This window comes from Hyphomicrobium sp. CS1GBMeth3 (assembly GCF_900117455.1).
GTDB lineage: Bacteria > Pseudomonadota > Alphaproteobacteria > Rhizobiales > Hyphomicrobiaceae > Hyphomicrobium_C.
Genome location: NZ_FPHO01000003.1, coordinates 720,369 through 745,747 on the forward strand (window position 1 = coordinate 720,369; position 25,379 = coordinate 745,747).

Below are 25,379 nucleotides of genomic sequence, written 5' to 3' on the forward strand. Positions count from 1 at the left end.
AGGGTGGCTACAGCGCCATGGGGATTTGATCATGCTACATTTCTCGCGCTTCAAGACGGCGCTGGTCCTAGGCGTCTGCCTGCTCGGCACCCTGCTCTCGATCTCGAACCTTATCCCACACGGCACGCTTCCCACGTGGGTTCCGCAGCCACGCGTCAACCTCGGCCTCGATCTCCAAGGCGGCTCCTACCTGCTGCTCGAGGTCGACATGAACTCCGTCATCAAGGAGCGCATAGCCGGCGCCCGCGTCGCCGTAGCCGAGACACTCCGCAAGGCCAAGATCCCGTTCACCTCGGTGGTCGCCAACAAGGACAGCGTCGCCCTGACCGCAGCAGACCCGCAGCAGCGCGCGACAGCCCGCGAGGCGCTCCGCGACATCCTTGCCGAGCGGCTCGATGGACCCGGCAACTCACTGGTGTTCGCCGAGACCGCCAACGGCAACACGCTGACCCTGAAGCTCAATCCCCAGGCGGTGACCGAACTTGCGACCAAGGCTGTCGAGCAGTCCATCTCGATTGTCCGCCGCCGCATCGACGAGACCGGCGTCAACGAGCCCGTCGTCGCCCGCCAGGGCCAGAACCGGGTGCTGGTCGAGCTTCCCGGCGTCTCCGATCCGGACCGCGTCAAGCGCCTGCTCGGCTCAACGGCCAAGATGACGTTCCGCCTCGTGGCGCCGGAAGGCACGCAATACGGTCCCGACGTCGAGCTCCTGCCGATGACGGATCGAGCCGAAGGCGCGCAGAAGATCCCGGTCCGCCACCACGTCGAGGTCGACGGCATGAACCTCACGCGCGCGACCGCGGCCCTGGATCATCAACAGGGCGGCTGGGTCGTTAACTTCGCGCTCGATTCCGTTGGCACCCGCCGCTTCGCCAACGTCAGCACCCGCCACGTCGGCGAGCCGTTTGCCATCGTGCTCGACAACAAGGTGATCAGCGCACCCGTCATCCGCGAGCCGATCATCGGCGGACAGGGACAGATCAGCGGCAACTTCACGATCGAGGAGGCCAACGACCTCGCCGTGCTGCTGCGGGCCGGCGCATTGCCCGCTCCGCTGACCATCGTCGAGGAACGCTCGATCGGACCGAGCCTCGGCGCCGACGCGATCCGCGCCGGATTGTACTCGATCATCGCCGGCTTCTCGCTGGTCGTCGGCTTCATGATCGCGACCTACGGCCGCTTCGGCCTGTTCGCCGCCGCGGCACTGCTCGTCAATCTGGCACTGACGATCTCCGGCCTATCGATGCTCGGCGCCACGCTGACGCTTCCGGGCATGGCCGGCATCCTGCTGGCGCTCGGCATGGCGGTCGACGCCAACATCCTTATCAACGAGCGCACACGCGAGGAGCTCGGCAAGCGCAACGGCGTCATCTCATCCATCGAGACCGGCTTCCGGCGAGCCTACACGACGATCATGGACGCTAACCTCACGACGCTGATCAAGATGCTGATCCTGTTCTTCGTCGGCGTCGGCGCCATCCGCGGCTTCGCCGTTACCATCAGCCTCGGCATCGTGGTGTCGATCTTTACCGCCATCGTTCTCGTTCGCTGGCTCACTTCGGTCTGGCTGAAGCGCGCGCGACCAAAGTCACTGACCATCGGCACGCGCTTCCGCTTCTTCCCGGAGCACACGTCGATCCAGTTCATGAAGGCGCGCTACTCGGGATTGATCGTCTCCGCTCTGATCAGCCTGGCGTCGCTGGGCCTCGCCTTTCATCCTGGCCTCCGGATGGGCGTGGACTTCGCGGGCGGTGTCGTGATCGAAGCCAAGACGCCGGCCACGGCCGATGCGCCAACTCTGCAGGGCGCACTGGCGAACGCGGGGCTCGGTCCGGTCCAGGTGCAACGCTTCGGCGCCGATGACGACGTGCTCTTGCGCTTCGAGCACCCGCACGGCACGGCCGAGGAGCAGCAGGCAGCGCTGCGCAAGGCGCGCGAGACGGTCGAGCAGGCGGTGCCCGGCACCGAGATCCGGCGCGTCGAGGTCGTAGGACCGTCGGTCGGCGCTGAACTCTTGAGCGACGGACTATGGGCGCTCGGCCTCGCGGCCATCGCCATGTTCGCCTACATCACGTTCCGCTTCGAATGGCCGTTCGCCGTTGGCGCCGTGGCGACGATGTTTCTCGATCTCACGAAGACGGTTGGCTTCCTGGCCATTACAGGCTTCGAGTTCAACCTCACCTCGATCGCGGCAATCCTCACCATCATGGGCTTCTCGATCAACGACAAGGTCGTGGTCTATGATCGCGTCCGAGAGAACCTGATACGATACAAAAAGACGCCGCTCCGCGACGTTATCGATCGCAGCATCAACGAGACACTGTCGCGCACCATAGGCACATCGGTCGCCTTGTTCCTGGCGATCGCGCCGCTGGCCCTGTTCGGCGGCCCTGCTCTTCGCGAGTTCGCGCTGACCCTGCTGTTCGGCCTCGTGCTCGCGACGAGTTCTTCGGTCTTCATCGCAGCGCCGATCCTTCTCAATATCGGCGAGCGCTACCTGCGCCGCAGCACGCCGGCACCCGCCGCAGCAACGCCTGCAGCGGACCCGTTGAAGGCCTGATGCCAAAGACGCGCGCGGAACCCCTCAGGAACCGCGCGCGTTTATTTCCCATGCGCGATGAAGAACTTGGGAGCGAACCATGAGCAGCGCCAAAAATAAAAGGAACGATGTAAAGCACTCGGGCGAGACTCCAGAAAGCGCCACGGACATCGAGAAGACTCGTGCCGACGACGAGGCGGTGAAAGCCGCTGTAACCGCGGAGAATGGCGTCAAATCGGTCCTCCCCGGACCTCCGATCCCTCCTGAACTGCAGGCTCGGATCAAGGCGGCGTCCGGCAGCAATGCAAGGCAAGAAAGCAAGAAGAAACGTGGAGGAAATCCGATGGTCAATCCATCCGAGATTAAGGAGCACATGGAGGTCGTCGGGTCCGACGGCGACCACGTCGGTACCGTGGACCGCTGCGAGGGCGACAACCTCAAGCTGACAAAAAACGACCCGGCTGCGGGCGGCAAGCATCACTACATTCCGCTCGCGTGGGTAAACACGGTCGACCAACGGGTCCACTTGGCCCATCCGGGTAGCGAAGCGCGGGCCCAGTGGGGTTAACCCCCGCTCAATAGGAACGCACTTGAAACCGCGGCACCGAATAGGGCCGCGGTTCTTTCCGCGTGTTGGCTGACCATCAGCTATTGGGGTTGACGATCCTGATTGCCACCCGGCTCGCCCGGCGGCGGAATAACCGGCGTCTTGCCTTTGAAGTCCTCGGGCGGCGCTTTCTCGATCCCGGGATCGACGCCGCGCGGTGGCTCGAGCACACCCTCATTCTCCTTGAGCTCTTTCGTGAGCGGTGGCTTCTCCGCTCGACCGGCATTCGTCCCCGGGTCCGCCGGCGGCACCGGGTTTTCGTTCGGCGGCTCCATCACCTCAGGCGGCGCAGGCGGCAACGGCTTCGGCGTCGACTGCGCCGCGGCAGGTGAAACAAGCGAGGCCGACAGCAGAGCTGCATGCACGATTAACCAGCCTCGGGTGGGCATGACGAAAACCTCTTCTCCGAAGTTTCTCTATAGAGAAACGGCCCGCAGCCGCCTCCGTTCCGCTACCGAAGCATCTATTGAAACCTCAAACGCTCCATCGCGTTTCGTCCTCATCGGGAGGTTGGAGGCAAAAAAATGAGTCAACAAAACCCGATGCCGCGTGCAAAGCGCATTGCCGAGCAGGGACGACGCATTCAGTCCCACATCGATGAGATCGACAAGCGGAAACGGGACTCATCCAAGGACGATAAAGAGAAGCAGAAGCCCGTCCAGGTTGGCCAAAGGAAATACCCCGAGACGCTCGACGACACGCACCTCGAAAAGCCGGGGCTTGAGAAGGACCTCGAAACGGCTCCTATGTACGATGCGCCGGAGTACAAAGGCTCCGAAAAGCTCAAGGACATGGTAGCTCTGATCACCGGCGGCGATTCTGGCATCGGACGCGCGGTCGCCGTGCTGTTTGCACGCGAAGGCGCCGACGTTGCGATCGCCTATCTTGAAGAATCCGAGGACGCACGCGAGACGAAGAGCGCGATCGAAGCCGAAGGTCGCCGCTGTTTGCTCCTCCCTGGCGATGTGTCGGACCCTACCTACTGCAACGACGCAGTCCGCAAGACCATCGATGCGTTCGGAAGCCTCGACATTCTCGTCAACAACGCTGCCTTTCAGGAGCACGCCGGCGACATCACCGATATCACCGACGAGCACTTCGACCGCACGCTGAAAACGAACCTCTACGGCTACTTTTATCTTACGCGTGCAGCCGTCCCGCACATGAAGTCCGGTAGCTCCATCATCATGACCGGCTCCGTCACTGGCTTCCGGGGCAGCAAGAAGCTTCTCGATTATTCGATGACGAAGGGCGGCATCCACGCCTTTGCGCGCTCGTTGTCCGCGAACCTTTTGCCTCGAGGCATCCGCGTAAACGCCGTTGCACCCGGTCCGGTATGGACCCCGCTCAATCCTGCCGACCGCCCGGCAGAAGAAGTGCGAAAATTCGGCTCCAGCACGCCAATGAAGCGAGCCGCCCAACCCGAAGAGATAGCTCCCGCTTACGTGTTTCTCGCCGCGCCCTCATGCTCGAGCTACATCACTGGCGAGTTGCTGCCCATCATCGGCGGTTACGATTGACCGCACGCAGGAACCAACTCCAGATCGACGAATTGATCAGAGAACAAAGATATTTCACTGGAGGCCCTCGTGTACGAGCTCATCTTCACCGTTTGTTCATTGGTTGCAGGGGCCTCGTGCTACGAGGAGCATCCGATCCAGCTCGAGCAGCATGTCGGACTGACCGGATGTCTGATCGCCTCGCAGATTGAAGGCAGCAAATGGACGAACGCGCATCCCAATTTCTACGTAGCGCGCTACACGTGCCAACCCGCGAAGACATTCGCTAAGACGTAACCGCGCCCTCTGTCATCCGCGCTTCGTGTCCAGCACTTCGCGGATCTTGATTGAAAGTTCCTCGAGCGAAAACGGCTTCGCGAGGAAATGTACGCCCGGATCGAGCACCCCGTTGTGCACGACGGCATTCTTGGTGAAACCCGTCATGAACATGATCTTGAGATCGCGCCGAAGTTCTGACGCCGCATCTGCGAGCTTGCGCCCATTCATCTCCGGCATCACGATATCCGTGAGCAGGAGGTCTATATCTACGTCGCTCTTGAGGCGTTCGATGGCTTCCTTGGCGCTGGCCGCCTCGATCACCGTATAACCGAGTTCCCGCAATCCCGCAGCAGTGAGCTCCAGCACGCGTTCTTCGTCCTCGACCAGAAGCACGGTCTCCGTACCCGTGCTCTCGTGCACCTCGGTATCGATCTCGGGACGAACGGCATCGGCAGCGTAATGGCGAGGCAGGTAGATCTTCACAGTCGTGCCTTGCCCGACCTCCGAATAGACCTTCACGTGCCCACCGCTCTGCTTGACGAACCCGTAGACCTGCGACAGACCAAGCCCGGTGCCCTTGCTCTGCTCTTTTGTCGTAAAGAACGGATCGAACGCCTTGGCCAGCACCTCGGGCGTCATACCGGTGCCGGTGTCGGTCACAGCGATCAGCACATATTGCCCGGCCGGAACATCCGGATGCTGGCGTGAATAGCGATCGTCGAGATGGCAGTTCGCAGTCTCGATGGTGAGACGCCCGCCCTCCGCCATCGCATCCCGCGAGTTGACGCACAAATTGAGCAGTGAGCTTTCGAGCTGCACCGGATCGGCATGAGTGAGCCAGAGACCTCCCCCAAGTATGGTCTCGACGCTGATCGACTCGCCTATGGCCCGCGAGATCAGGTCCGATATTCCGGAAACGAACTTATTCGCATCGATGGGTTTCGGCGCCAGCGGCTGCTGCCGCGAGAACGCCAGCAGCCTTTTGACCAGCGTTGCCGCGCGGCTGGCGCCGTCGAGAGCCCCCGCAAGCATTTCCTCTGCGCCCTCCTGCCCGCGCGCCATGCGTTTCTGCGCCAGGCCGATGCCGCTCATGATCACCGCCAGCATGTTGTTGAAGTCGTGCGCGATGCCTCCGGTGAGCTGGCCGATCGCCTCGACCTTTTGCATCTGACGGATCTGCTTCTCGGCGTCCTCGCGCTCCGCGATGGACTCGGTCAGCAATCGGTGGGCCTTCGCAAGCTCCCGCGTGCTACGGCGCGCGTTTATGATCCACATCACGAGGGCCGCGAGCGTCGCAGAAAACGCGAGGAAAACAGCGACCGCAAGAACGGAGATCGTCTGCAACGCTGCAGTTTCGCGCGCCACGAGCAGGTTCCGCTCCGTCTTGCGCATGTCGGCAAACCGTGCCGCAAGATCGCTCATCAATCGTCGACCTTCGCCCTGCTGAACCTTCGCACGCGCCGCATCGAACCCCTGCGTCCGGCGCAACGAGATCGTCTCGGCGGCGAACGCAAGACGCTGCGCAATGATGGAGCTTGCATTCTCGACAGCCCTGGCTTGATCCGCGTCATCGGCGGTCAGCTGCTGCAGGGTCTCGATGGCTTTTGGCAACTTTTGAAGCGCGTTGGCGTAAGGTTCAAGAAATGCCTCGTCCCCTGTCAAGACGAAGCTGCGCTGACCGATCTCGGCATCTTGCAACAGCAACCACGTATCCGAAATCGCCGTGTCGACCTGGAGAGTATGGCGCACCCAATCCGCCTGGTTGATGTAGCGGGTGCCTATCCAGAGCGTCATAGCGAAAATAGTAAGCAGAGCCAGGCCGCCCATCTCCGGGACGCGGCTCCCAACCGCCTTCGACACCCTGTTCAGCATAGATAGCCTGACATCCAGACCGCCAACTCCGGTTCCGGATCATACACAAGCTCACGACCCGTGCCAGTTCGCCGAAAAGGACGGGGCTCAAGGGACGAACAGCTCACAGCAAAACTCCCTTCCGTATAGCGAAAGACCGGAACCGCCCAATCGGGAAAAACGTTTCAGGAAAAAGAAGCTCCAACCCAATGGAGACCTGCACAATGCTTAGCAAAAGAAACGTCCTGACCACGTGGCTCGCAGCCGCGATAGTCTCGCTTGGCCCGATCTCCGCCACGGCGGAGGACGATGCAGGTGAGGTCGCCTTCAACACCCACTGCCGCAATTGTCACTCGGTTAAGCCGGACGACAATCGCCTTGGACCGACCTTGCATGGGATTGTCGGCAAGCCCGCAGGACAGGCCAAAGGCTTCGCCAACTACTCGGGAGGCCTGACCGAGGACATCATCTGGGACGAGGCCACCCTCGACAAGTTCATCGAAAACCCGAAGGCGATCGCGTCAAACACCACCATGACACCGTTCGCGGGAATTCCGGATGCCGAGCAACGAAAGCTGATCATTGACTACTTGAAGTCTCAGGGCAAAGATTCCTGAGCGCTCGGAACAACAGCACAGAAACGCCCGAGGGAACCGCGCATCTTCCTCGGGCGTTTTTGTTCCTGCCGAGCGACCGAAAGCCTTAATGTTCAGGCATCCATCTACCTCGGCATTCCAGCGAGAGGGTCTCCATGGCGAAATGGGCTGCAGCGCTGAAGAGCGTGCTGCCCGGCCGACCGGGCAGCAATCAGTCGTCCCGTGCCGAAGGTGACCGGCAAAGCCGCGACACCGCATCGGACCTCTCCGACGAGCAGATCCACACATACGCTCCCGTCGTCTGGCTTCTCGGCAAGGTCCAAAGCGGCAAGACGTCGATCATCCGCGCCGTCACCGGCGCCACTGACGCCGAGATCGGCGACGGCTTCCGGCCCTGCACGCGCACGTCGCGCATCTACGCGTTCCCCTCGGAGATGCCGGTGCTGCGTTTTCTCGATACCCGTGGCCTCGGAGAAGCGGACTACGATCCCGCGGAGGATCTCGCCTTCGCGGAGGGCGCAGCCCACCTCGTGCTCGCGGTCGTGCGTGCCATGGATGCCGACCAGCGCGCCGTCTTCGAGGCCCTGCGCGCCGTCCGCCAGCGCCACCCCGATTGGCCCATCGTCGTCGCCCAGACCAGCCTTCACGACGGCTACCCACCCGGACAGGACCATATCATCCCTTATCCGTTCGAGCCGCATGCACCGCCGGAGGTCATCGCCCGTATTCCGACCGATCTGATGCGGGCGCTCGCCCACCAGCGCGCACTGTTCGACAAGCTGCCGGGCAAGGGCGCACTCCTCTTCGCCCCCGTTGACCTGACCAAACCGGACGATGGCCTGCCGCCCTCCGAGTACGGGCTTGAGGCGCTCACCGAGGCGCTGGCGACGGTCGCACCCGCGGGCATGCTGGCAGCGCTCGGCGCGCTACCGGGTTTCAAGGCCGATCCCAAGGCACGCGCTGCCGATCCCATCGTCATGGGCCACGCCATGGCCGCGGCCGGCGGCGACCTTGTGCCGATTCCGGTAGCCGGCGCCATCGCCGCCTCGACCGTCCAGGCGCGCATGCTGAGCCGCCTCGGCCGCCTTTATGGAATCGAATGGGACAAGCGCGCCTATGCCGAGCTGACCGCCGCCATCGGGGCAGGCACGGTCGCGAAGGTGGCAGCCGGCATCGGCTTGCGTCAGCTCGCCAAGATGCTGCCAGTCTACGGCCAGACCGCGGGCGCCGCGGCGTCAGCCGCGGCCAGCTTCGCCATTACCTATGCCCTCGGCAAAGCGGCCGTATACTACCTGCACGGCCGCCGCCTCGGCACCGCCGACCGTGGCGGCATCGCCAACGCCTACCAGGAGGCTCTACGAGAAGCCTTTCGCATGGCCCGGGAGCGTAAGTCCGGGCAACATCGGGAGGCGAGCCCATGAGCGACAAGATGAGCGACAACAAGAAACCGCCCGGCGCGCGGCGCGCAGCTTTCCTCATCCTGCTCGCTTTCGGCCTCCTGATCCCCGCATTGTCGCTGATCCCGCTCGGCAGCCTTTGGCTCTGGCAGAATGGGTATCTGCTGTACTGGACGGGCTTCGCGCTGGCCGCAGTCGCAGTCGTCTATTTTACTCAGCGCCAGCTCCTGCCGGACTCCGCGCCACCACCTGACGTACAGGACACACCGCCCCCCTCGACGGCCACCGAGGAGGCCCAGCGCCTCGGCTGGTCGCCGATCGAGGAGCAGGCCTGGGCGGATGTCGAAACGCTCGCACGTAAGACGGAGCCCGAGCGCATCTCAAGCACGGACGGCTTGCTCGCCCTCGGCCGCGAGACCATTGAGACCGTGGCGCGGCGTCTGCACGCCGAGCGCAAGGATCCGTTATGGCAATTCACGACGCCGGAAGCGCTCGCCATCATCGAGCGCGTAAGCCGCCGCCTGCGCCTCTTCGTTCTCGACAACGTGCCGTTCGGCGACCGCCTGACCGTCGCTCAGGCGCTGACACTCTACCGCTGGCGCGGCGCGATCGACTGGGCCGAGCGGGCCTACGACGTCTGGCGCGTCATCCGTCTTGCCAATCCGGCAACCGCCGCCGCCAACGAGGCACGCGAGCAGCTCTCCAAGGCGATGATGCAGTGGGGACGCGACGCCATCGCCCGCAAGCTCGTCGAGGCGTACGTGCTGGAGATCGGCCGCGCCGCCATCGATCTCTACGGCGGGCGATTGCGTGTTTCGTCCATGGCGTTGAGCGGATACGTGTCGGAGGAGTCGGCCGCCGACGAGGAAGTTATGCGCCAGTCCCGGGCCGAGCCGCTGCGCATCCTCGTCGCTGGCCAGACGGGCGTCGGCAAGTCGTCTCTGGTCAATGCACTCGCGAAGGAGGCTCGCGCCGCGACCGACGCACTGCCGGCCACCTCGAAGTTCACGCCCTACGTGCTGCAGCGCGAAGGCCTTCCCGCCGCGTTCGTCATCGATAGCCCCGGTCTCGACGCGGACGCGAAAGCGTTGGCGGAGCTTGTCGAGCGCGCGGCCGATAGCGACCTCGTGCTCTGGGTCGTAGCCGCCCACCGCGCCGACCGCGAGGTCGATCGTAACGCTCTGGAAGCCGTGCGCACCCACTTCGCCACGCGCCTCAACCGGCGCCGTCCGCCGCTCGTTCTGGTCGCCACGCACGTCGACCGGCTGCGCCCGTTCGGGGAATGGGCCCCACCCTATGACCTCGTCAGCGATCATCGCGAAAAGGCGCGCAACATCCGGGACGCCATAAAGGCCGCGGCTGCCGATCTCGGCTTCTCACCCGACGAGGTCGTGCCGGTGAGCCTCGCCGAAGCGCATGCCCCCTATAACGTCGAGCAGCTCTGGCAGCGCATCGCCGACGCACTGCCCGAAGCCACACGCGCTCAGCTTTTGCGCCTGCTTCACGATCTCAAAGGAACTTGGAACTGGAGATCGGTTTTCTCTCAAGCCGCAGGGGCCGGACGCACGATCGCCGGCGCCTTCGGCAAGAAGACATCGAAAGGCGGACGCGAACCCTGACGAATAACAAGAGCTGAACGTGTGGAGTTCAAGCCATGACCATAGCCGCAGACGCGACGTCCCAAGCCAGAGCGCGCAACGGCGACGAGGAGGCGCGCAACGGCGAGCAGGAAATGAAGTCTGCCGCCGAGACCTGGCAGATCGTCGGAGATGTCGCTGTAACAGGCTTGTTTGCGTTGGCGGTGCTAGCCGCGCTCTACCTCATGAAGGAGGTTGTGGTGCCGATCATCCTGGCGTGGGTGGTTGCCAACATCCTGCTTCCCGTCGTGAACGCGATGGAACGAAACGGAATGCCGCGCGTGGCCTCAGTCGGCGTCGTAACCCTCGCCCTGATGATCATTCTGTTGACGATCGTCATGCTTCTCTCGCTACCACTGACCTATTGGCTTAGCCGGGCCACGGAGCTCGGCGCGGTCCTGCGCGAGAAACTTCGATCGATGGCAGGTCCGTTCGATTTTTTGAACGAGCTGTCACGCTCAATCGGCCAGATCACGGGCTCTCCGGGCACCGGCCTCCACGTCGAGGAGAACACCAACATCGTGAGCGGCATCATCAGCATTTTGACGCCCGCCGTCACACAAGGCGTCCTGTTTCTCGGCGCCTTAATCTTCTATTTGATTTACCAAAAGAAGATCAAAAATCGGTCCGTGCTTGTGCTTCCGACGCGCGACGCGCGACTTACCTCGCTCCGCATCTACGCCGATATCGAACACAACACGACCGTCTATTTCGGCACCTTCACCATCGTCAACCTGGGCCTTGGTGTCGTGACGACCTTGCTCGCCTGGGCCGTAGGTCTGCCCAATCCCATGCTGTGGGGCGTACTCGCCGCCGTTCTGAATTACATCCCCTACATCGGCGCCGCGCTGATGATTGCCATCCTATTCCTGGTCGGACTCTTCACCTTCTCCGCAACGTCCGAGGCCCTCGTCGCCCCGCTGGTCTACATTGGCATCAGCACCGTCGAAGGCCACTTCATCACCCCCGCGCTGATGGGGCGGCGCATGACTATGAACCCCTTTGCGGTATTCCTGGCCATCGGCTTCTGGACCTGGATGTGGGGGCCGATCGGCGCGTTCGTCGCCGTCCCGATCCTGATGACGACCATCGTCACCTTCCGCCATCTGTTTCCACGGGATACGCCCGAGCTGCCAGACTGAGGCCATTTCCGCCCAGCGTGAAACCCGGCCCGCATTCAAGGCGTTTAGCTGTCTGACGGCGGAAAGCGCCGTCCCACCATAAAAAAGGAGCTGCGTTTTCCCAATGGCACAGACCACATCGAGCACTAACACGCGCAATGCGGCCGATGACCTGGCCGACAAGGCAGCGAACCTGGCAGAGCGAACCGGTGAGCAGATCGAGCGCACCGTTCAGAATTTCGCCGACCAGGGACGCCAAGCCACCGAGCACGTCCAGGTCGTGGCCGAGAATTTCAAAACCGCCGTCGACAAGTCGGTGAAGGATCAGCCATTGACCACGCTCGCCATAGCGGCCGGCATTGGCTTCGTCATCGGAGCATTGTGGAAATCATAGCCGCTGTCTTCGGTAAAGCCCGACCGGGTGCGGGTTCGGCACAGACGAGGAGAGGACTTTCCGGATGTTTCAAGGTCTCCTGAGACGCGCAGAGCGTTCGGTCAATCAGGTTATTGCTAGAGCCCTCGAGCGCGCCCTCGTGGCCGTCCCTCTCCTCGTTGCGGCGGGCTTCGCGACGGCGGCGCTCACCGTAAAGCTCGTCGAGCTGTATGGATCGGTGACCGCCTACGGAGTGATGGCCGCGATCTTTGCCGTAATCGGTTTGGTGACTATGGCTGTCGTGGGGGTCGGCACGAGTGAACCGGGTGCCGCGGAAGACCAATCTTCTGCAGAGAGCGAGCAGCCCTCTCCAGCGGAGGGCCTGATCGATGATGCCGCGGATTTCCTGACGCCGGAGGTGAGATCGGTTCTCGCCTCCCTAGCGCCAATGGCGCTTCCCGGTGTCATACGCAGCGTGGGCCGCAACCTGCCGCTCGTACTCATATTGGCGGTGGCGGCCTTCGTAATCTCGCGCTTTGGCGAAACCGGCGAGGAGGCAGCCCCGGTATCCAATCCCGACAACGGAGACGAAGCCGCTGTGCCACCCGAGAGACGCGCGGCAGCCTGACCAACAAGGTCTTGCGGATCTTACGGCAAATGTAAGGTCGGAGACATAAGCGGGTAAGATCGGGTGTCTAGTGTACCTTCTGGGCAGCCTCTGAGAGTGAGCGTCCCTAGTGACACTCACAGCCAGCTCCTGAACAATGGTCCCCCTCGAAGGCTGCCCTTCAGATACCCAACCCTTGCAGGGTATCAGAGCCCGAACGCCTTGCGCGTTCGGGCTCTTTGCTTTACCGGGCATCCGCAGGATTTGAGATGCAGCAAAGGGTGCGGTAAACCGGCACTGACGGCCGCTTTGGCCACAACGGAGCCCTCCACATGCGGCTGCTTCTGGTCGAGGACGATAAAGACACCGCACGCTACATTTCGAAAGGCCTCGTGCAGGCCGGCCATACGATCGACGTCGTGCACGATGGCAAGGACGGACTGGCGCTGGCCATCCGCGAAACCTACGACCTCATCATTCTCGACCGTATGCTGCCGGGCCTCGACGGCCTGTCGCTCGCCCGCATGATCAGGACCGCTGGTAGCCGGGTATCGATCTTGTTCCTCACATCCCTCGGAGGCGTGAACGATCGCGTCCAGGGCCTGGACGTCGGCGGCGACGACTACCTCGTAAAGCCGTTTGCCTTCGCAGAACTCTTGGCGCGCGTCAACGCCCTTGGCCGACGCCCGCCGATGCGCTCGGATAGCGATATCCTGCGTGCTGGCGATCTCGAGCTCGATGTGGCGAGCCGCAAGGTCACGCGCGGACAGGAGCGCATCGAGCTCCAGCCCAAGGAGTTCGTACTTCTCGAAACGCTGATGCGCAATAAGGGCCGTGTGGTCACCCGCACCATGCTGCTCGAACGCGTCTGGGGCTTCCACTTCGACCCACGCACGAGTGTCGTCGAAACACATATCTCGCGCTTGCGCGCCAAGATTGACAAGCCATTCGACAAACAGCTCCTTCATACCGTCCGTGGCAGTGGCTATTCCATCAATGACAGCGCGTGATCTGTTCAGGCGCACGCAGGTCCGCTCTGCCGTCGCGTTCACTTTGATCATAACTGTTGCCGTCACAGCGTTGTTCGCTGTGATGATCGCGCGCCTGACGGACGGCATTAAAGACGGCGTGCGCGCGCGCGTACTTAACACACGCGACGCGCTGCTGGCCATCGATCGTCGCTACGGCTTTGACGAGCTGGTCAAAGTCGTCGTTGATGAAGCAGAATCCGTGCGCGATGCCGACAGCATCTTCGCCTTGATCGACGCTAAGGGAGACATCGTCGCCGGTAACATCCGCACAGAGCAGCCGTTCGAGGGTTGGCGCGAGCTGGAACGCTCACGCTTGCCGGACATCGCAAATGGCGCTCCGATCCGCGATCGCTTCCTCGCTATTTGGTCCCCGGTTTCAACGGGTACGCTGCTGGTCGGCCGTTCGGATCGCGAAGTTTCCGAAGCGCGGCGTATCCTAACGCGCAGCCTCGGTTGGGGCTTGCTGTTCACGGTAATCCTGGGAGTCGGCTCCGGCATTTATCTGGCGCGGGGCGCGCAGAGAAGGATCGACGACATCTCGAGCACGCTCTCCGCAGTCACCGACGGAGCACTTCACCGTCGCATTCCGATAAGGCATCCGCGCCACGACCTCGACGAGGTCAGCGAGCGCATAAACTCCATGCTGACCCAGCTCGAGCGCCTCGTTCAAAGCGCCAATCAATCGTCGACCGACATCGCCCACGATCTGAAGCGCCCGATGACCCGCCTCCGCCAGCAGCTCGAAGGCGCAAGTGACGTCGCCGGCGCCAGCCCGGAGATGAAGCAAATCCTCGAGGACGCGATCGGAGAGGTGGACAGCATCGTCGCCACGTTCGAGGCGCTGCTCAACATCGGCCAGCTCGAGGCCGGAGACCGCCGCGCACGCTTTGTCGACATCGATCTCAAGCAGGTTTTGAACGATGCCGTGGAAGCCTATGCGCCTGTCATTGAGGACGACGGCTTCAAGCTCGTCTGGGCTGGAGCGCGCGGCACGGTTCCCGTGATCCGCGGCGATCAAGAGCTTCTACTGCAGCTATTCGCCAACCTGATCGAGAACGTGCTCCAGCATTGCCCCAAAGGAACGACGATCTCGATCGCGCTCTCGGGATCCGCACGCAGCGCGGCCGTATGCGTCGCAGACGACGGTCCTGGCATCCCGCCGGCCGAGCACGAAAACGTCTTCCGCCGCTTCTATCGCCTCGAACGCGAGCGTTCGACCCCCGGGCACGGCCTAGGCCTCAGCCTCGTGCGTGCAATCGCCGACCTGCACGGCGCCGTCGTAACGCTGTCCGATAACAAACCGGGCCTCAAGGTCGCAATTTCGTTTCCGACGCGTTCCTGACGACCAACGTTGCGCCCTCACCCCGCAAGATGCGATTCGTTACACTGATCGAGGAAACCAGCCTCGGCGGATGGTACGGTGCATGGCAGACATCGACGACATCCTGGTGCGCCTGTCGCAATCCCCTTTCCGACGGCGCTTTGTGCTGTCTGGCGCGGACCGCGCCTACCTCGCGCGCAAGGGGCTCGATGCCGTGCTCGATCACGCACGTAGCTTCATCGAGGGGCGGCTTGCACCGGCCAATCCCGTACACGATGGGAAGCAGACGCCGTTCCGCGGCCATCCGGTCTTTGTCGCCCAGCACGCCACCGCAACCTGCTGCCGCGGATGCCTCGCCAAATGGCACGACATCCCGCGCGGGCAACCGCTCGATGGCGCAGCGCAAGCCTACATCCTGGCCGTCATCGAGAAATGGCTAAGGCAGCAAGGAGGAGAGGACACCGGTCCGGCCGAGCCTCGTCTGCTTTGAGTGGACGCCTCATTTCAGCCCAAATCACCACCACGAGTGCAGAATTGCAACAGTGGACGGGACTAGGCTCTCTGTAGGGATTACCCCGAGCTTGCTTCGGAATCGTACGGAATGCACCCTGACGGCAAAGTGCGTCGCGGCCTGTCCCGCCACGCGCGGACAATGAACCACGGAGTTCCCCGCATGACGATCGAGCGTTCGAGGTTCGGCAACGCCCACCGAGCTGCGGCTCGCCGCTTCACCGTGCTGGCTGCATTCGCGATGTTGCTGTCCACTCTCTCCGCGCAGAAAGCATCCGCACAGGACTTCTTCTCGTTCCTTTGGGACGGCGGTTCACGATCCGTTGTGCCCTTCAGCTCGAACTATGCGCCGCGCCAGGTCATTGTCTCGTTCGGCGACAGAAAACTGTACTGGATCCACCGCAAGGGCGAAGCGATCAGCTATCCGATCGCTGTTCCGCGCGAGGAGAGCCGCTGGTCCGGCGCAACCACGGTCACGAGCAAACGCGTCAACCCATCTTGGACACCGACCCCGACCATGCTGCGCGAGAACCCGCGTCTTCCGAGCTGGGTACCGGGCGGCCATCCGATGAACCCGCTCGGCGTACGCGCGCTCTACCTCGGCTCGAGCCTCTATCGCATCCACGGCACCGATGCCCCCTGGACCATCGGCACTGCCGCCTCCAAGGGCTGCATCCGCATGTACAACGAGGACGTGCTGGATCTCTATCCGCGTGTGCCCGTGGGCACCAAAGTCACGGTCACCTGGCAGCGCTTCCGCTGACCTTCCGTCCCTGAAGCCCGGCGCTGTTGCCGCCGGGCCTTCAACCGCATCTTCCGAGTTGTAGCACACCTCGCGCCTCAAGCCTCGCTCAAGGCAAATCGGAGAAGTCTCAAACTTGGCTTCTGGCGCGCCGACAGCGCCGCTGTGTCCTTGCGTATTCACTGGCAGCGATTGAGCGGCTCGATGAGGGCCGGCGGGACGGCGTCTCCAACGATGGCACTTTGAGCGACGGATGACCCAGGCGCAGGCCGAGAGACGATCGACCAGAAGCGAGGACGCTTCGGAGCCGATGGAGCTGACCGGCCCGAAGAAAGTGGCTGCGCTGCTCTTGTCCATGGACAAGAAAGTCGCGTCCCGCATCCTGAAGCACTTCGACGAAGATGACATCAAGCTCATCGCCCAGACGGCGACGGATCTCGGCGCCGTCTCGAAGCAGACGCTCGACGCCCTGATCGAGGAGTTTGCCCAGCACCTGCGCACGGGCGGCGACCTGATAGCAACCGCGCACGAGGTCGAAGCCCTGCTGTCCGGCGTCGTGCCGCCCGAGCAGATCGCCGAGATCATGACGCAGGTGCGCTCGAAATCCCTGCAGTCGATCTGGATCAAGCTCGGCGAGGTTCCGGAGCTGTCGACCGCCCAGTATCTCGCCAAAGAGCACCCGCAGGTTTCCGCGCTCGTCCTGTCGCGCACGCCCCCTGCTTATGCCGCCGCGGCGCTCAAAATGCTGCCCGGCCCACTGCGCAACGAGATCATGCGCCGCATGCTGGCGCTCAAGATCGTGCTCGAAAAGCCGATCCAGATCCTGGAAGGCGCGGTCAAGGAAGAGCTCCTCTACAAGAGCGCCAAGAACACCGGCCCCACGATTCACGCCCGGCTTGCAGATATCATCAACAAGATGGAGCGCAAGCAGATGGACGAGATCCTGACCGATCTCGACCAGCATCGCCCGAAGGAAGCAGAGCTTGTCCGCAGCCTCCTGTTCACCTTCGACGATATCGCGCGCCTGTCGCAGCCGGCACTCGTCACGCTGTTCGACAGCGTCCCCGCCGACCGCACGATTGCCGCGTTGTTCGGCGCCGAGCCGAGGATGATTGACCTGATCCTCGAAGCGACGCCCGGCCGCGCCCGCCGCATGATCGAGCAGGAGCTGGCGACGGGCAAGAAGCCGTCTCCGAAAGAGATCCAGAAGGCCCGTCGCGCGATCGCCGACGCGGCCATGGAGATGATCGAGAAGGGCATCATCGAGGTCGGCAATCCCGAGGAGGATGAGGAGTGATGCGGGAGCAGTATGCGGACATCCGCGACTCCGGTGGTCAGCCCGGAACCGATAAGCTTCTCGAGCCGCCAAAGCTTGAGGTCGAGCGCCTGCACGTCCTGAAAGGGGTGCTTGAGCGCCTGGTCACGACACTCGCCGAGCGGTTCCGTGACTATTGCAACGTCCCCTCGTCGTTCTTCGTCAATCAGATAGAGAGTGGCAATTCGTGGGACGTCCTCGAATCCTACGAGGACAGCATCGCCGGCATCTTTTACTGCCGCCAGTGGGACTCGAAAATCGTCGTCGGCATCGACCGCCGCTTCGTCTTCTCTTTGATCGACGCTGCTTTCGGCGGCGACGGCAGCATGCCGCCGTTCGAATCCGATCGCCCCTTCACTTCTCTTGAAGCCCGCCTCGCCCGCAGCGTCTTCAACATCGTCATCGACGAGCTCGAGGAGCTGCTCAATCCCATCACGCCCGTGAACCTCGAACTGGAGAAGCTGGAAACCAAACTGGACTTCCAGATCCTCGGGCAGACCGACATTCCCGTCATCGCCGTTCAGATCCTGTTCCAGATCCTCGACAACGGCGGCCGCATGTTCATGATCATTCCACAAGCGGCCCTACATCCGATCCGCAAGCTGCTTGAGCGCACGCGTGCCCTGGACGGAACCTCCGTCGATCCCGAGTGGCAGAAGAAGATGCAGGACGGCCTGGCGTCGTCGCACATGCTGCTCGAAGGCGTGCTCGATGGCCCGGACATGACACTCGACCAGATTGCGAGCCTCGAGGCGGGCCAGATCCTGCGCCTCAACGTCGATACCAAGAGCCTGATCCCGCTCGAGTGTCAGGACGAGCGCATTTTCCTGTGCCGCCTGGCGCAGGCCAAAGGTCAGTTCGCGCTCGTCGTCGAGCAGCCGGTCGACCGCGAGAAGGAGCTGGTCGCCGATCTCATCTCGGGTTCCCAAACGCGCTGACGAGACCCGCCTTCGGGCGCGCTTCACCTCATATATCTTCTCTCTCGGCATGGAACCGAAAGCCAGGCCCTGCGTTGCATCTGCAGAGCCGGCGCTTCATTCCCTCCCCAGACAAAACAGCCGGCTTAATACCCCGCGCCCCCGGTTCCCCCCGCCGGGGGCGTTCTGTTCCAAGCCATGGAAGAAGTTGATGCCGCAACCGAAGAAAAAGAGCATCTCGGCCGCGGGAAGGCCAGCGCGAGCAATACGGAGAAGGCAACGCGTACCGCAAAGAAGATCTGACCAGGGGAGCCGACAAGGCCAACAACCTGGGAGGCTTCGCGGGTAGCAAGCATCCGAAGAAACCCTTACCGGACCCGCAGGAACCGGAAGGCGATTGCGCACATCAGAGAGAGTTCGGCTCAGATCTTTTCAAATTTCGCTACCGTGTATATCCGACCTTCACCATGAAGTCGGCCACAGCCTGACGCATATCGTCCCTTTGCAGATATTCGTAACCGATTTTTAGCTAACGCCATGGAGTATCGTCGGAATTATTCCACGATAGTCCAACGCGGGTGGCGAGAATGGGAATGGCTGAGAACGACGCCGTGGCAAACAACGGCGCGACCGACACGCTTGAAGAGCGCGCTGCAAACTTGGTCAACCCCGCATCGGGCATCGCCAACGATTACTTGAATCACTTCAACGAGGTTCTCCTTCTGATCGAGAACCTGCCGACGCTCCTTCCCGAGATGCTCGACGAGCTTCTGGAATGGCGCCCTGTCACCTACCGCGAGTACTTCGCCAAGTCGCTGCTGCCCGGCAGCGCGCGCGCGCTTGAAATCTATGACGGCCTCGACGAGAGCTTCCGCCGCGATTTCGAAAGCATCATCGACGGCGTCAACGCGATGGCGATGGCCTCGATCGACGTCATCCGCGCCCACAGGGGGCCGGACGGCGAGGTCGATCCTTCGAAAGTTTCCGATTTCTGCGAGAACGCCTCGTGCGCCATCCGGAGCGCCCTGAACCGCGCCTCCGATCTCGTGAACAATGGAAGAGAGCAAGCAGCCGAGACACCGCAAGGCATGGCGGACCGGCTGATTCCATGCGTGGCGTAGGGTAAGCGACCGCTGGATGCCGAGGGGGGACTTCCAATGGATGAACTGCTGAAAGACTTTTTGACGGAAACGACCGAGCACATCGAAGGTGCGGAGACGCAGCTCGTGATGTTCGAGCGCAATCCGTCCGACGCGTCGCTGATCACGAGCATTTTCCGGCTCGTTCACACCATCAAGGGCACGTCCAGCTTCCTCGGCCTCGAGCGCCTCGAGCGCGTCGGCCACGCTGCTGAATCGGTGATGGGCATGCTGCGCGACGGCGTGCCCCCAACACAGCATTCCGTCACCATCATTCTCGCCGCCATCGATCGCATCAAAACGATCATCGAGGAGATCGGCCAGTACGGCTCTGAACCTCCGGGCGACGACAGCGGGATCATCAACGCGCTTGAAGCCTATTACGCTGCAGGTTCCGAGGCCGCTGCTGCAGCCGCAGCCTCTGAGGCGAGCGCCAAAGCCGATGCACCGGTCGTGAGCGCCATCGCCGAGCCGGCGATCGTGGAGCACGAGCCTGTTGCTTCCAAAGCCGCCCCCGCCCCCGAGGTGATTGCGATCGCCGAAGCAACCCTCGAGCCGACCGCCGCAAAAGAGACTGCGAAAGCATCCGACGCGGCCCCTGCGCAAGGCAAGGCAGCCGGCGGGTCCACAGCAAACCAGGAATCGATCCGCGTCTCGGTCGAGACCATCGAGCGCATGATGCAGCTCGTCTCCGAACTCGTGCTCTCGCGCAACCAGCTGCTCGAAATCGCGCGCCACCGCGAGGACGACAGCATCAAGACGCCCCTTCAGCACCTCTCGACACTGACCAGCGACCTGCAGGACGCTGTCATGCGTGCACGCATGCAGCCCGTTGGCCGCCTCTACGCCAATCTTCCGCGCCTCGTGCGCGAGCTCTCGACGAGCCTCGGCAAGAGCATCGACCTCGTCACAGAAGGTGCAGACACCGAGCTCGATCGCCAGCTCATCGAGGTCATTCGTGATCCGCTGACTCACATCATCCGCAATTGCGCTGACCACGGCATCGAAAAGCCCGAGGACCGCGTTGTCAGGGGCAAGCCCGAGCGCGGCGAGATCCGCGTCTCTGCGGCACATGAAGCCGGTCAGATCACCATCGACATCGCCGACGATGGCAAGGGCCTCGACATCGAGCGCATCAAAGCCAAGATTCTCGCTCAAGGCCTCGCGACGGAGCAGGATCTCCGCGCCATGAGCAACGAGGAGATCTACCGCTTCATCTTCGAGCCGGGCTTCTCCACCGCCCAGGTCGTTTCCAACGTCTCCGGCCGCGGCGTCGGCATGGACGTCGTACGCACCAACATCGAGGCCATTGGTGGCTCGGTGTCGCTCTCGTCCGTCGAAGGCAAGGGCAGCCGCTTCTCGCTCCGCATCCCGCTGACGCTCGCCATCGCGCCGGCCCTGATCATCGAGGTCGCCGGCCAGCGCTTCGCCCTGCCGCAGACCTCCGTTGTCGAGGCTGTTAGCCTCGGCAAGAACTACAAGGATCTCATCCAGAACGTTCAGAACGCCCTGGTGCTGAAGCTGCGCGAGGAAGTGATCCCCGCCGTGGAGTTGCGCGACGTCGTTGCACTCTCCGACGTCGCGGAGAACGAAGCGAACGACAAGCTCGCGGTCGTCATGCGCGTCGGCACGGACTCGTTCTGCATCATCGTCGACGGCGTCGCCGATATCCAGGAGATCGTCGTCAAGCCGCTTTCCGCCTCGCTGGCCCATCTCAAGGTCTTCAGCGGCCATACCATCCTGGGCGACGGCTCGGTGGTGCTGATCCTCGACCCGGCCGGCCTCGCCGCCAGCCTTGGCATCGAGAAATCGACAGAGAAGAAGCGCGTCGAGACCCGCGACCAGAGCGCATACGAGCGCCGCCGCCTCGTCATGTTCAAGGCCGGCTCGGGAGCCCCCAAGGTTCTGCCGCTGTCGCTCGTCTCGCGCATCGAGATGGTCGAGACCGACCGCATCGAGCAGTCCGACGGCCGCCAGATGGTCCTGCTTCAAGGCCGCCTGATGCCGATCGTGCCGATCTCGCCCGAGATCGACATGTCGAAGCCGGCCTATCCGGTGCTTGTCGTCGCCACGGACCAGCGCGCCATCGGCCTCATGGCCGACGAGATCGTCGACATCCTCGAGGAGAAGCTCGAGATCCAGCTGACAAGCAACAACTCCGCGCTGGTGGGCTCCGCCGAGATCCGCGGCGAAGCGGTCGAGCTCATCGACGTCTCGCACTTCATCCGCATGGCCGACTCCGCCGGCAGCGCGGCGCCGACGCCGCAGCGTATCCTGTTCGCCTCCGACGACATGCTGGTGCGTGACATGCTCTGCCCCGCCCTTTCGGCGGCCGGCTACAGCGTGACCGCGACATCCGTCGGCAGCGACATCAACGAGCTGCTGGCACAGAGCGCAACGTTCGACGCCGTAATCATAGATACCGACACGCCGCTGCTGGCCAGCCCTGCCGCGCTACGAGCCTTGCAGGCGCGCAAGGACGCCGCCAGCATCCCGGCTTTCGGCGTCAGCAGGAATCCGACACCCCGCGCAGCCCGCATCGCGAGCGAGCACGGCTTGACCGCGCTGATCAGCAAGCACGAGCGCCACATGCTGCTTGATACGCTTGCCCACGCGCTCGATGCCGCCGCCGACGCCAAGGCTACGTCCATGGAGCTTGCCGCATGAGCACAGCCGTCGCCATCCCTTCCGCCTCGGACGTTCCGACAGCCGGGGAAGAAAGCTACTTCACCGTCTTCGCCGGCGGCGAGGCCTTCGGCCTTTCCGTCCTGCAGACACAGACCATTTTCCGCATCCAGAGCGTGACCCCGATCCCGCTCGGCCCCGCCGACATCGTGGGCCTCGTCAACCTACGCGGCAAGATCGTCACCGCCGTCAGCTTGCGCCGTCGCCTCTGCATCCCCGTCGACGAGGTACACAACTCGCTGGCCATCGGCATCGAGCACAAGGGCGAGAACTTCGCGCTAATCGTTGACGAGGTCGGCGACGTGCTGACGCTCGACGCCTCGATGAAGGTTCCGATCCCGGCCCACTTCGACCCGACCCGCTCGCGCCTGATGTCCGGACTCTACAAAGTCGGCAATCTTCTCGTTCCGGCGCTCAACATCGAAGCGCTCTTCGATTTCACGAACTAAGCCGACCGCTGCGGGCACGCCCCGCAGCGCAAGCCTTCGACGACCAAGGGTGTTTGCCAGTAAGAGTAAAGGTGAGTGACATGAAGACAGCGCTCGTCGTGGATGACTCCTCCTTCATCCGCAAGATCGCAAGGCAGATCCTCGACAACATGGGCTTCGAGGTATCGGAAGCCGCGGACGGCTCCGATGCGCTCGCGCAATGCCAAAAGGGATTTCCCGATCTCATCCTGCTCGACTGGAACATGCCGGTGATGAGCGGGCTCGAGTTCTTGACCAAGCTGCGCAAGATGCCGGGCGGCGACGCACCCCAGGTCGTCTTCTGCACGACCGAGAACACGCGCGACAAAATCCTGACAGCGCTCGAAGCTGGCGCCACCGAGTACATCATGAAGCCCTTCGACCAGGAAATCATCCGCACGAAGCTCGAGCAGATCGGAATGGTCTGAGAGCGACGGCGTAAGGCGAGGCTCCGCGAGCACCAGAGCAACGCAAACGGCTCAACCCCAAAAAGAGCAGCGATACTTGCCATGTCCCAAGCGTTTGATGCCCTTTGCGACTATCTGCGCCGCCAATCCGGCCTCGTGATGGATCAGAGCAAGAAGTATCTCGTCGATAGCCGCGTCATGCCGATCGTACGGCGTGAGCGCCTGTCCGGCCTCGAAGAGCTCGTGGCGCTGCTGCAAAAAGGACAATCGCCGAAGCTCGCCAAGGACGTCATCGAGGCGATGACCGTCAACGAAACCTACTTCTTCCGCGACAAGGCCCCCTTCGACCAGTTCCGCTCCGTCATGCTGCCGGCCCTCCTGACGGCACGGCAGAACGAGAAGCGCCTGCGCATCTGGTCCGCCGCCGCGTCGACGGGGCAAGAAGCCTACTCGCTGGCCATGATCCTCGAAGAGTTCGCCGCAAAGCTCGCCGGGTGGAAGATCGACATCGTCGCCACCGACCTTTCGGAGCAGGTGCTCGAGAAGGCAAAGAAGGGCATCTACTCGCAGTTCGAGGTCCAGCGCGGCCTGCCGACGCCGATGCTACTGCGTCATTTCAATCAGATCGGCGAAAGCTGGCAATTGTCTGACCACATTCGCTCGAAGGTGACCTTCCGGCAGCTGAACCTGCTCTCGGACTTTACGGTGCTCGGCCGCTTCGACGTCATTCTCTGCCGCAACGTGCTGATCTACTTCGACGCCGCGCGAAAGACGGACATCCTGGCCCGCATGACCCGCGTGCTGGCACCCGACGGCTTCCTGACGCTCGGAGCCTCCGAGAGCCTCATCGGCCTCAAGACGGACCTTGTCGCCCATCCCGAGCACCGTGGCATCTTCGCGCGCGCCGCTGCGGCTGCGGCCTCGACACCCCGCTTCACGCCGCGCACTGATCAGCCCAGCGCGACACTGCCGCCGGGCTTCGGCGCTACCGCGTTGTCCGCAGCGGCTCGCCTGCGCACCACCGGCTGATCGCCAGTCAATGATCTGGGATTATTACGCGGCGGCGAACCTCAAACCCGCTGCGTTTCGTTGTCCGCCCGCTCCTGGCCGGAACGCGCGAGCTCGCTGCCCCGGTCAAGCTGGGCAAGGCGCGCAATGTCCGCCACGCGATCAGGCGCGAGAGCGTCCGTTCCGATCAAGGCGATCAGGGCGTCGCTCGATACATTGCCCATGGCTCCGGCGAGCGCCGCGCGCTCGACCCGAGGCCCGCGCTGGACAAGTGACTCGGGCGCTGGCGTAGCCTCAGCCGGCCGTGAGCGGATCAGGTCGGCCACCTGGCGCGCACTCTGGTCGCGCTCGGCCACGACAGGAGGCAGCCCAGTTGCCGCCCCCGCGTCCACGCGCGATGCAGACGCGATCATGTCCGGATTACCGATCCACTCGGCTTCCTGCGTCCGGCGGCTGACGAGCCCCTGCAGAACCTCCCCGCCAGCCTTGTTGTATTGAACGAAGATATCGCGCACGGCATCAAGATCACCGCGACGCACGGCATCGCCGAGCCCGCTGCCGATCCATGCCGTGCCAGCGTTGTAGGTGAGAGACGTGAGCGCAGCCTTGGTGCCCTCGTCCGTATGTCCCGCCGCCTTTTCGACGATGGCGCGTGCCGACGAGACCTCGGCATGGAAGCGCCGCTCCGCCTCGGCGCGGTCGATCACCTCACCGGCGAACTGGGCGCGCGTGCCATATCCGTTCGAGAACTGAGCATAGTCCCAGCTCGCTTGAGGCGTATAGCCCTCGAAGTTGCGGATCGCGTCCAGATAAAAGCTGTGCATGGCAGGGATCGAAGGCCTCCGGCCAGTCTTGTTAACGCGACGCCCTTGCGCAAACCTTGCCGCTCGCCGGCCCTCTCAGAGCTGGCACGTCAGTTGCGTAATCGGGATAGTGTCCTCGTTTGGTGCAACCATGCAGCTTTCGGCAAGGCTTCGCGCTCGAATCTCCGCTCTCGGCGAGCTCTCCCGACCTCTGGGAGAGCCCCGTGCGGCTGCCCTTGCTCGCAGCCTAGCCAATGCCGTTGCCGCCGACGTCGCCCGTGGCTACGACCCCGACGCCACCATCGACGACTGGATTCGCCGCATCGCCGAGGAGATCGTAAAGCACTCCCGCGCGAGCTCGACCGCGCCCGGCAAGGCTGCCCGCATGCGCCGCATCGGAGACGTCCTTCCCGAGGTCTACTGAGCCGATTTGTTGACAGGCTCTCAAAGGCTGTCCCATTCCGACACAAAAAATTCGATAAAATTTGAGCCAAGTTTTCGTCTGCGGCCTAAGCCACCTGCAACAGC

Annotated in this window: 25 protein-coding genes; 22 read left to right on the top strand and 3 right to left on the bottom strand. The window is 63.0% G+C overall.

The annotated features are described in order from the left end of the window. Positions 1 to 31: 31 nt before the first annotated feature. Both secD and CS1GBM3_RS10605 read left to right on the top strand, forming a co-directional pair. Positions 32 to 2,560, top strand: coding sequence for a protein translocase subunit SecD (gene secD, locus CS1GBM3_RS10600; protein ID WP_072397417.1), 2,529 nt, complete (start codon positions 32 to 34; stop codon positions 2,558 to 2,560). A 322-nt stretch (positions 2,561 to 2,882) separates the two neighbouring features. Next, entirely contained in the window at positions 2,883 to 3,107 is a 225-nt protein-coding gene (locus CS1GBM3_RS10605; protein ID WP_072397418.1) for a DUF2171 domain-containing protein, read from the top strand. Positions 3,108 to 3,187: 80 nt separating this feature from the next. Here the strand turns inward: CS1GBM3_RS10605 and CS1GBM3_RS10610 are convergent, their stop codons facing one another. Beyond that, positions 3,188 to 3,535, bottom strand: a complete 348-nt coding sequence (locus CS1GBM3_RS10610; protein ID WP_072395231.1) for a hypothetical protein — start codon at positions 3,533 to 3,535, stop codon at positions 3,188 to 3,190. Between the two features lie 135 nt (positions 3,536 to 3,670). On the opposite strand from CS1GBM3_RS10610, the gene CS1GBM3_RS10615 reads away from it, so the two are divergent. Beyond that, a complete protein-coding gene (locus tag CS1GBM3_RS10615; RefSeq protein ID WP_072395233.1) occupies positions 3,671 to 4,666 on the top strand; it encodes an SDR family oxidoreductase in 996 nt (331 codons plus the stop codon). A gap of 69 nt (positions 4,667 to 4,735) precedes the next feature. Then, positions 4,736 to 4,942 (top strand): hypothetical protein, encoded by a 207-nt coding sequence (locus CS1GBM3_RS10620; protein WP_072395235.1) that lies wholly within the window; start codon positions 4,736 to 4,738, stop codon positions 4,940 to 4,942. Between the two features lie 12 nt (positions 4,943 to 4,954). Here the strand turns inward: CS1GBM3_RS10620 and CS1GBM3_RS10625 are convergent, their stop codons facing one another. Continuing rightward, entirely contained in the window at positions 4,955 to 6,796 is a 1,842-nt protein-coding gene (locus CS1GBM3_RS10625) for a CHASE3 domain-containing protein (RefSeq protein WP_083567427.1), read from the bottom strand. Between the two features lie 203 nt (positions 6,797 to 6,999). Here CS1GBM3_RS10625 and CS1GBM3_RS10630 point away from each other — a divergent pair, with 203 nt between their 5' ends. The 17 genes from CS1GBM3_RS10630 (at position 7,000) to CS1GBM3_RS10710 (ending at position 24,069) form a co-directional block, all read left to right on the top strand. Next, entirely contained in the window at positions 7,000 to 7,392 is a 393-nt protein-coding gene (locus CS1GBM3_RS10630) for a c-type cytochrome (RefSeq protein ID WP_072397419.1), read from the top strand. 134 nt (positions 7,393 to 7,526) lie between these two features. Further along, a complete protein-coding gene (locus tag CS1GBM3_RS10635) occupies positions 7,527 to 8,792 on the top strand; it encodes a YcjF family protein (RefSeq protein WP_072395239.1) in 1,266 nt (421 codons plus the stop codon). Next, the gene (locus CS1GBM3_RS10640; protein ID WP_083567428.1) at positions 8,789 to 10,387 is read left to right on the top strand and encodes a GTPase family protein; all 1,599 of its coding nucleotides are present in this window, start codon (positions 8,789 to 8,791) and stop codon (positions 10,385 to 10,387) included. The genes CS1GBM3_RS10635 and CS1GBM3_RS10640 overlap by 4 nt, the downstream gene beginning before the upstream one ends. Positions 10,388 to 10,422: 35 nt before the next feature. Continuing rightward, positions 10,423 to 11,547 (top strand): AI-2E family transporter, encoded by a 1,125-nt coding sequence (locus CS1GBM3_RS10645; RefSeq protein ID WP_072395240.1) that lies wholly within the window; start codon positions 10,423 to 10,425, stop codon positions 11,545 to 11,547. A gap of 103 nt (positions 11,548 to 11,650) precedes the next feature. Beyond that, complete coding sequence (locus CS1GBM3_RS10650; protein WP_072395242.1) at positions 11,651 to 11,920, top strand: glycine zipper domain-containing protein; 270 nt, start codon at positions 11,651 to 11,653, stop codon at positions 11,918 to 11,920. A gap of 64 nt (positions 11,921 to 11,984) precedes the next feature. Further along, a complete protein-coding gene (locus CS1GBM3_RS10655) occupies positions 11,985 to 12,527 on the top strand; it encodes a hypothetical protein (RefSeq protein WP_072395244.1) in 543 nt (180 codons plus the stop codon). Positions 12,528 to 12,838: 311 nt separating this feature from the next. Next, positions 12,839 to 13,516, top strand: coding sequence for a winged helix-turn-helix domain-containing protein (locus CS1GBM3_RS10660; RefSeq protein ID WP_072395247.1), 678 nt, complete (start codon positions 12,839 to 12,841; stop codon positions 13,514 to 13,516). Continuing rightward, positions 13,503 to 14,879: a sensor histidine kinase gene (locus tag CS1GBM3_RS10665; protein ID WP_072395248.1), complete on the top strand. Its 1,377-nt coding sequence runs from the start codon at positions 13,503 to 13,505 to the stop codon at positions 14,877 to 14,879. Before CS1GBM3_RS10660 ends, CS1GBM3_RS10665 begins: the two co-directional genes overlap by 14 nt. 82 nt (positions 14,880 to 14,961) lie before the next feature. Then, positions 14,962 to 15,348 (top strand): DUF4186 domain-containing protein, encoded by a 387-nt coding sequence (locus CS1GBM3_RS10670; RefSeq protein WP_072395249.1) that lies wholly within the window; start codon positions 14,962 to 14,964, stop codon positions 15,346 to 15,348. Between the two features lie 183 nt (positions 15,349 to 15,531). Then, positions 15,532 to 16,131 carry a L,D-transpeptidase gene (locus CS1GBM3_RS10675; RefSeq protein ID WP_072395250.1) on the top strand — a complete coding sequence of 200 codons (600 nt, stop codon included), beginning with the start codon at positions 15,532 to 15,534 and terminating at the stop codon, positions 16,129 to 16,131. Between the two features lie 232 nt (positions 16,132 to 16,363). Then, entirely contained in the window at positions 16,364 to 17,407 is a 1,044-nt protein-coding gene (locus CS1GBM3_RS10680; protein ID WP_072395251.1) for a flagellar motor switch protein FliG, read from the top strand. Beyond that, a complete protein-coding gene (locus tag CS1GBM3_RS10685) occupies positions 17,407 to 18,363 on the top strand; it encodes a flagellar motor switch protein FliM (RefSeq protein ID WP_072395252.1) in 957 nt (318 codons plus the stop codon). The genes CS1GBM3_RS10680 and CS1GBM3_RS10685 overlap by 1 nt, the downstream gene beginning before the upstream one ends. 572 nt (positions 18,364 to 18,935) lie before the next feature. Continuing rightward, the gene (locus CS1GBM3_RS10690; RefSeq protein ID WP_072395253.1) at positions 18,936 to 19,463 is read left to right on the top strand and encodes a hypothetical protein; all 528 of its coding nucleotides are present in this window, start codon (positions 18,936 to 18,938) and stop codon (positions 19,461 to 19,463) included. A gap of 36 nt (positions 19,464 to 19,499) precedes the next feature. Next, positions 19,500 to 22,148 carry a hybrid sensor histidine kinase/response regulator gene (locus CS1GBM3_RS10695; protein ID WP_072395254.1) on the top strand — a complete coding sequence of 883 codons (2,649 nt, stop codon included), beginning with the start codon at positions 19,500 to 19,502 and terminating at the stop codon, positions 22,146 to 22,148. Beyond that, the gene (locus CS1GBM3_RS10700) at positions 22,145 to 22,615 is read left to right on the top strand and encodes a chemotaxis protein CheW (protein WP_072395255.1); all 471 of its coding nucleotides are present in this window, start codon (positions 22,145 to 22,147) and stop codon (positions 22,613 to 22,615) included. The genes CS1GBM3_RS10695 and CS1GBM3_RS10700 overlap by 4 nt, the downstream gene beginning before the upstream one ends. An 80-nt stretch (positions 22,616 to 22,695) precedes the next feature. Further along, on the top strand, positions 22,696 to 23,061 hold the full coding sequence (locus CS1GBM3_RS10705; RefSeq protein ID WP_072395256.1) for a response regulator: 366 nt from the start codon (positions 22,696 to 22,698) through the stop codon (positions 23,059 to 23,061). 81 nt (positions 23,062 to 23,142) lie between these two features. After that, positions 23,143 to 24,069, top strand: coding sequence for a CheR family methyltransferase (locus tag CS1GBM3_RS10710; protein WP_072395257.1), 927 nt, complete (start codon positions 23,143 to 23,145; stop codon positions 24,067 to 24,069). Positions 24,070 to 24,110: 41 nt separating this feature from the next. On the opposite strand, the gene CS1GBM3_RS19950 is transcribed toward CS1GBM3_RS10710, so the two are convergent. Continuing rightward, positions 24,111 to 24,872, bottom strand: a complete 762-nt coding sequence (locus tag CS1GBM3_RS19950; protein ID WP_072395259.1) for a lysozyme — start codon at positions 24,870 to 24,872, stop codon at positions 24,111 to 24,113. A gap of 130 nt (positions 24,873 to 25,002) precedes the next feature. Here CS1GBM3_RS19950 and CS1GBM3_RS10720 point away from each other — a divergent pair, with 130 nt between their 5' ends. Further along, complete coding sequence (locus CS1GBM3_RS10720) at positions 25,003 to 25,275, top strand: hypothetical protein (protein ID WP_072395261.1); 273 nt, start codon at positions 25,003 to 25,005, stop codon at positions 25,273 to 25,275. Positions 25,276 to 25,379: the final 104 nt, after the last annotated feature.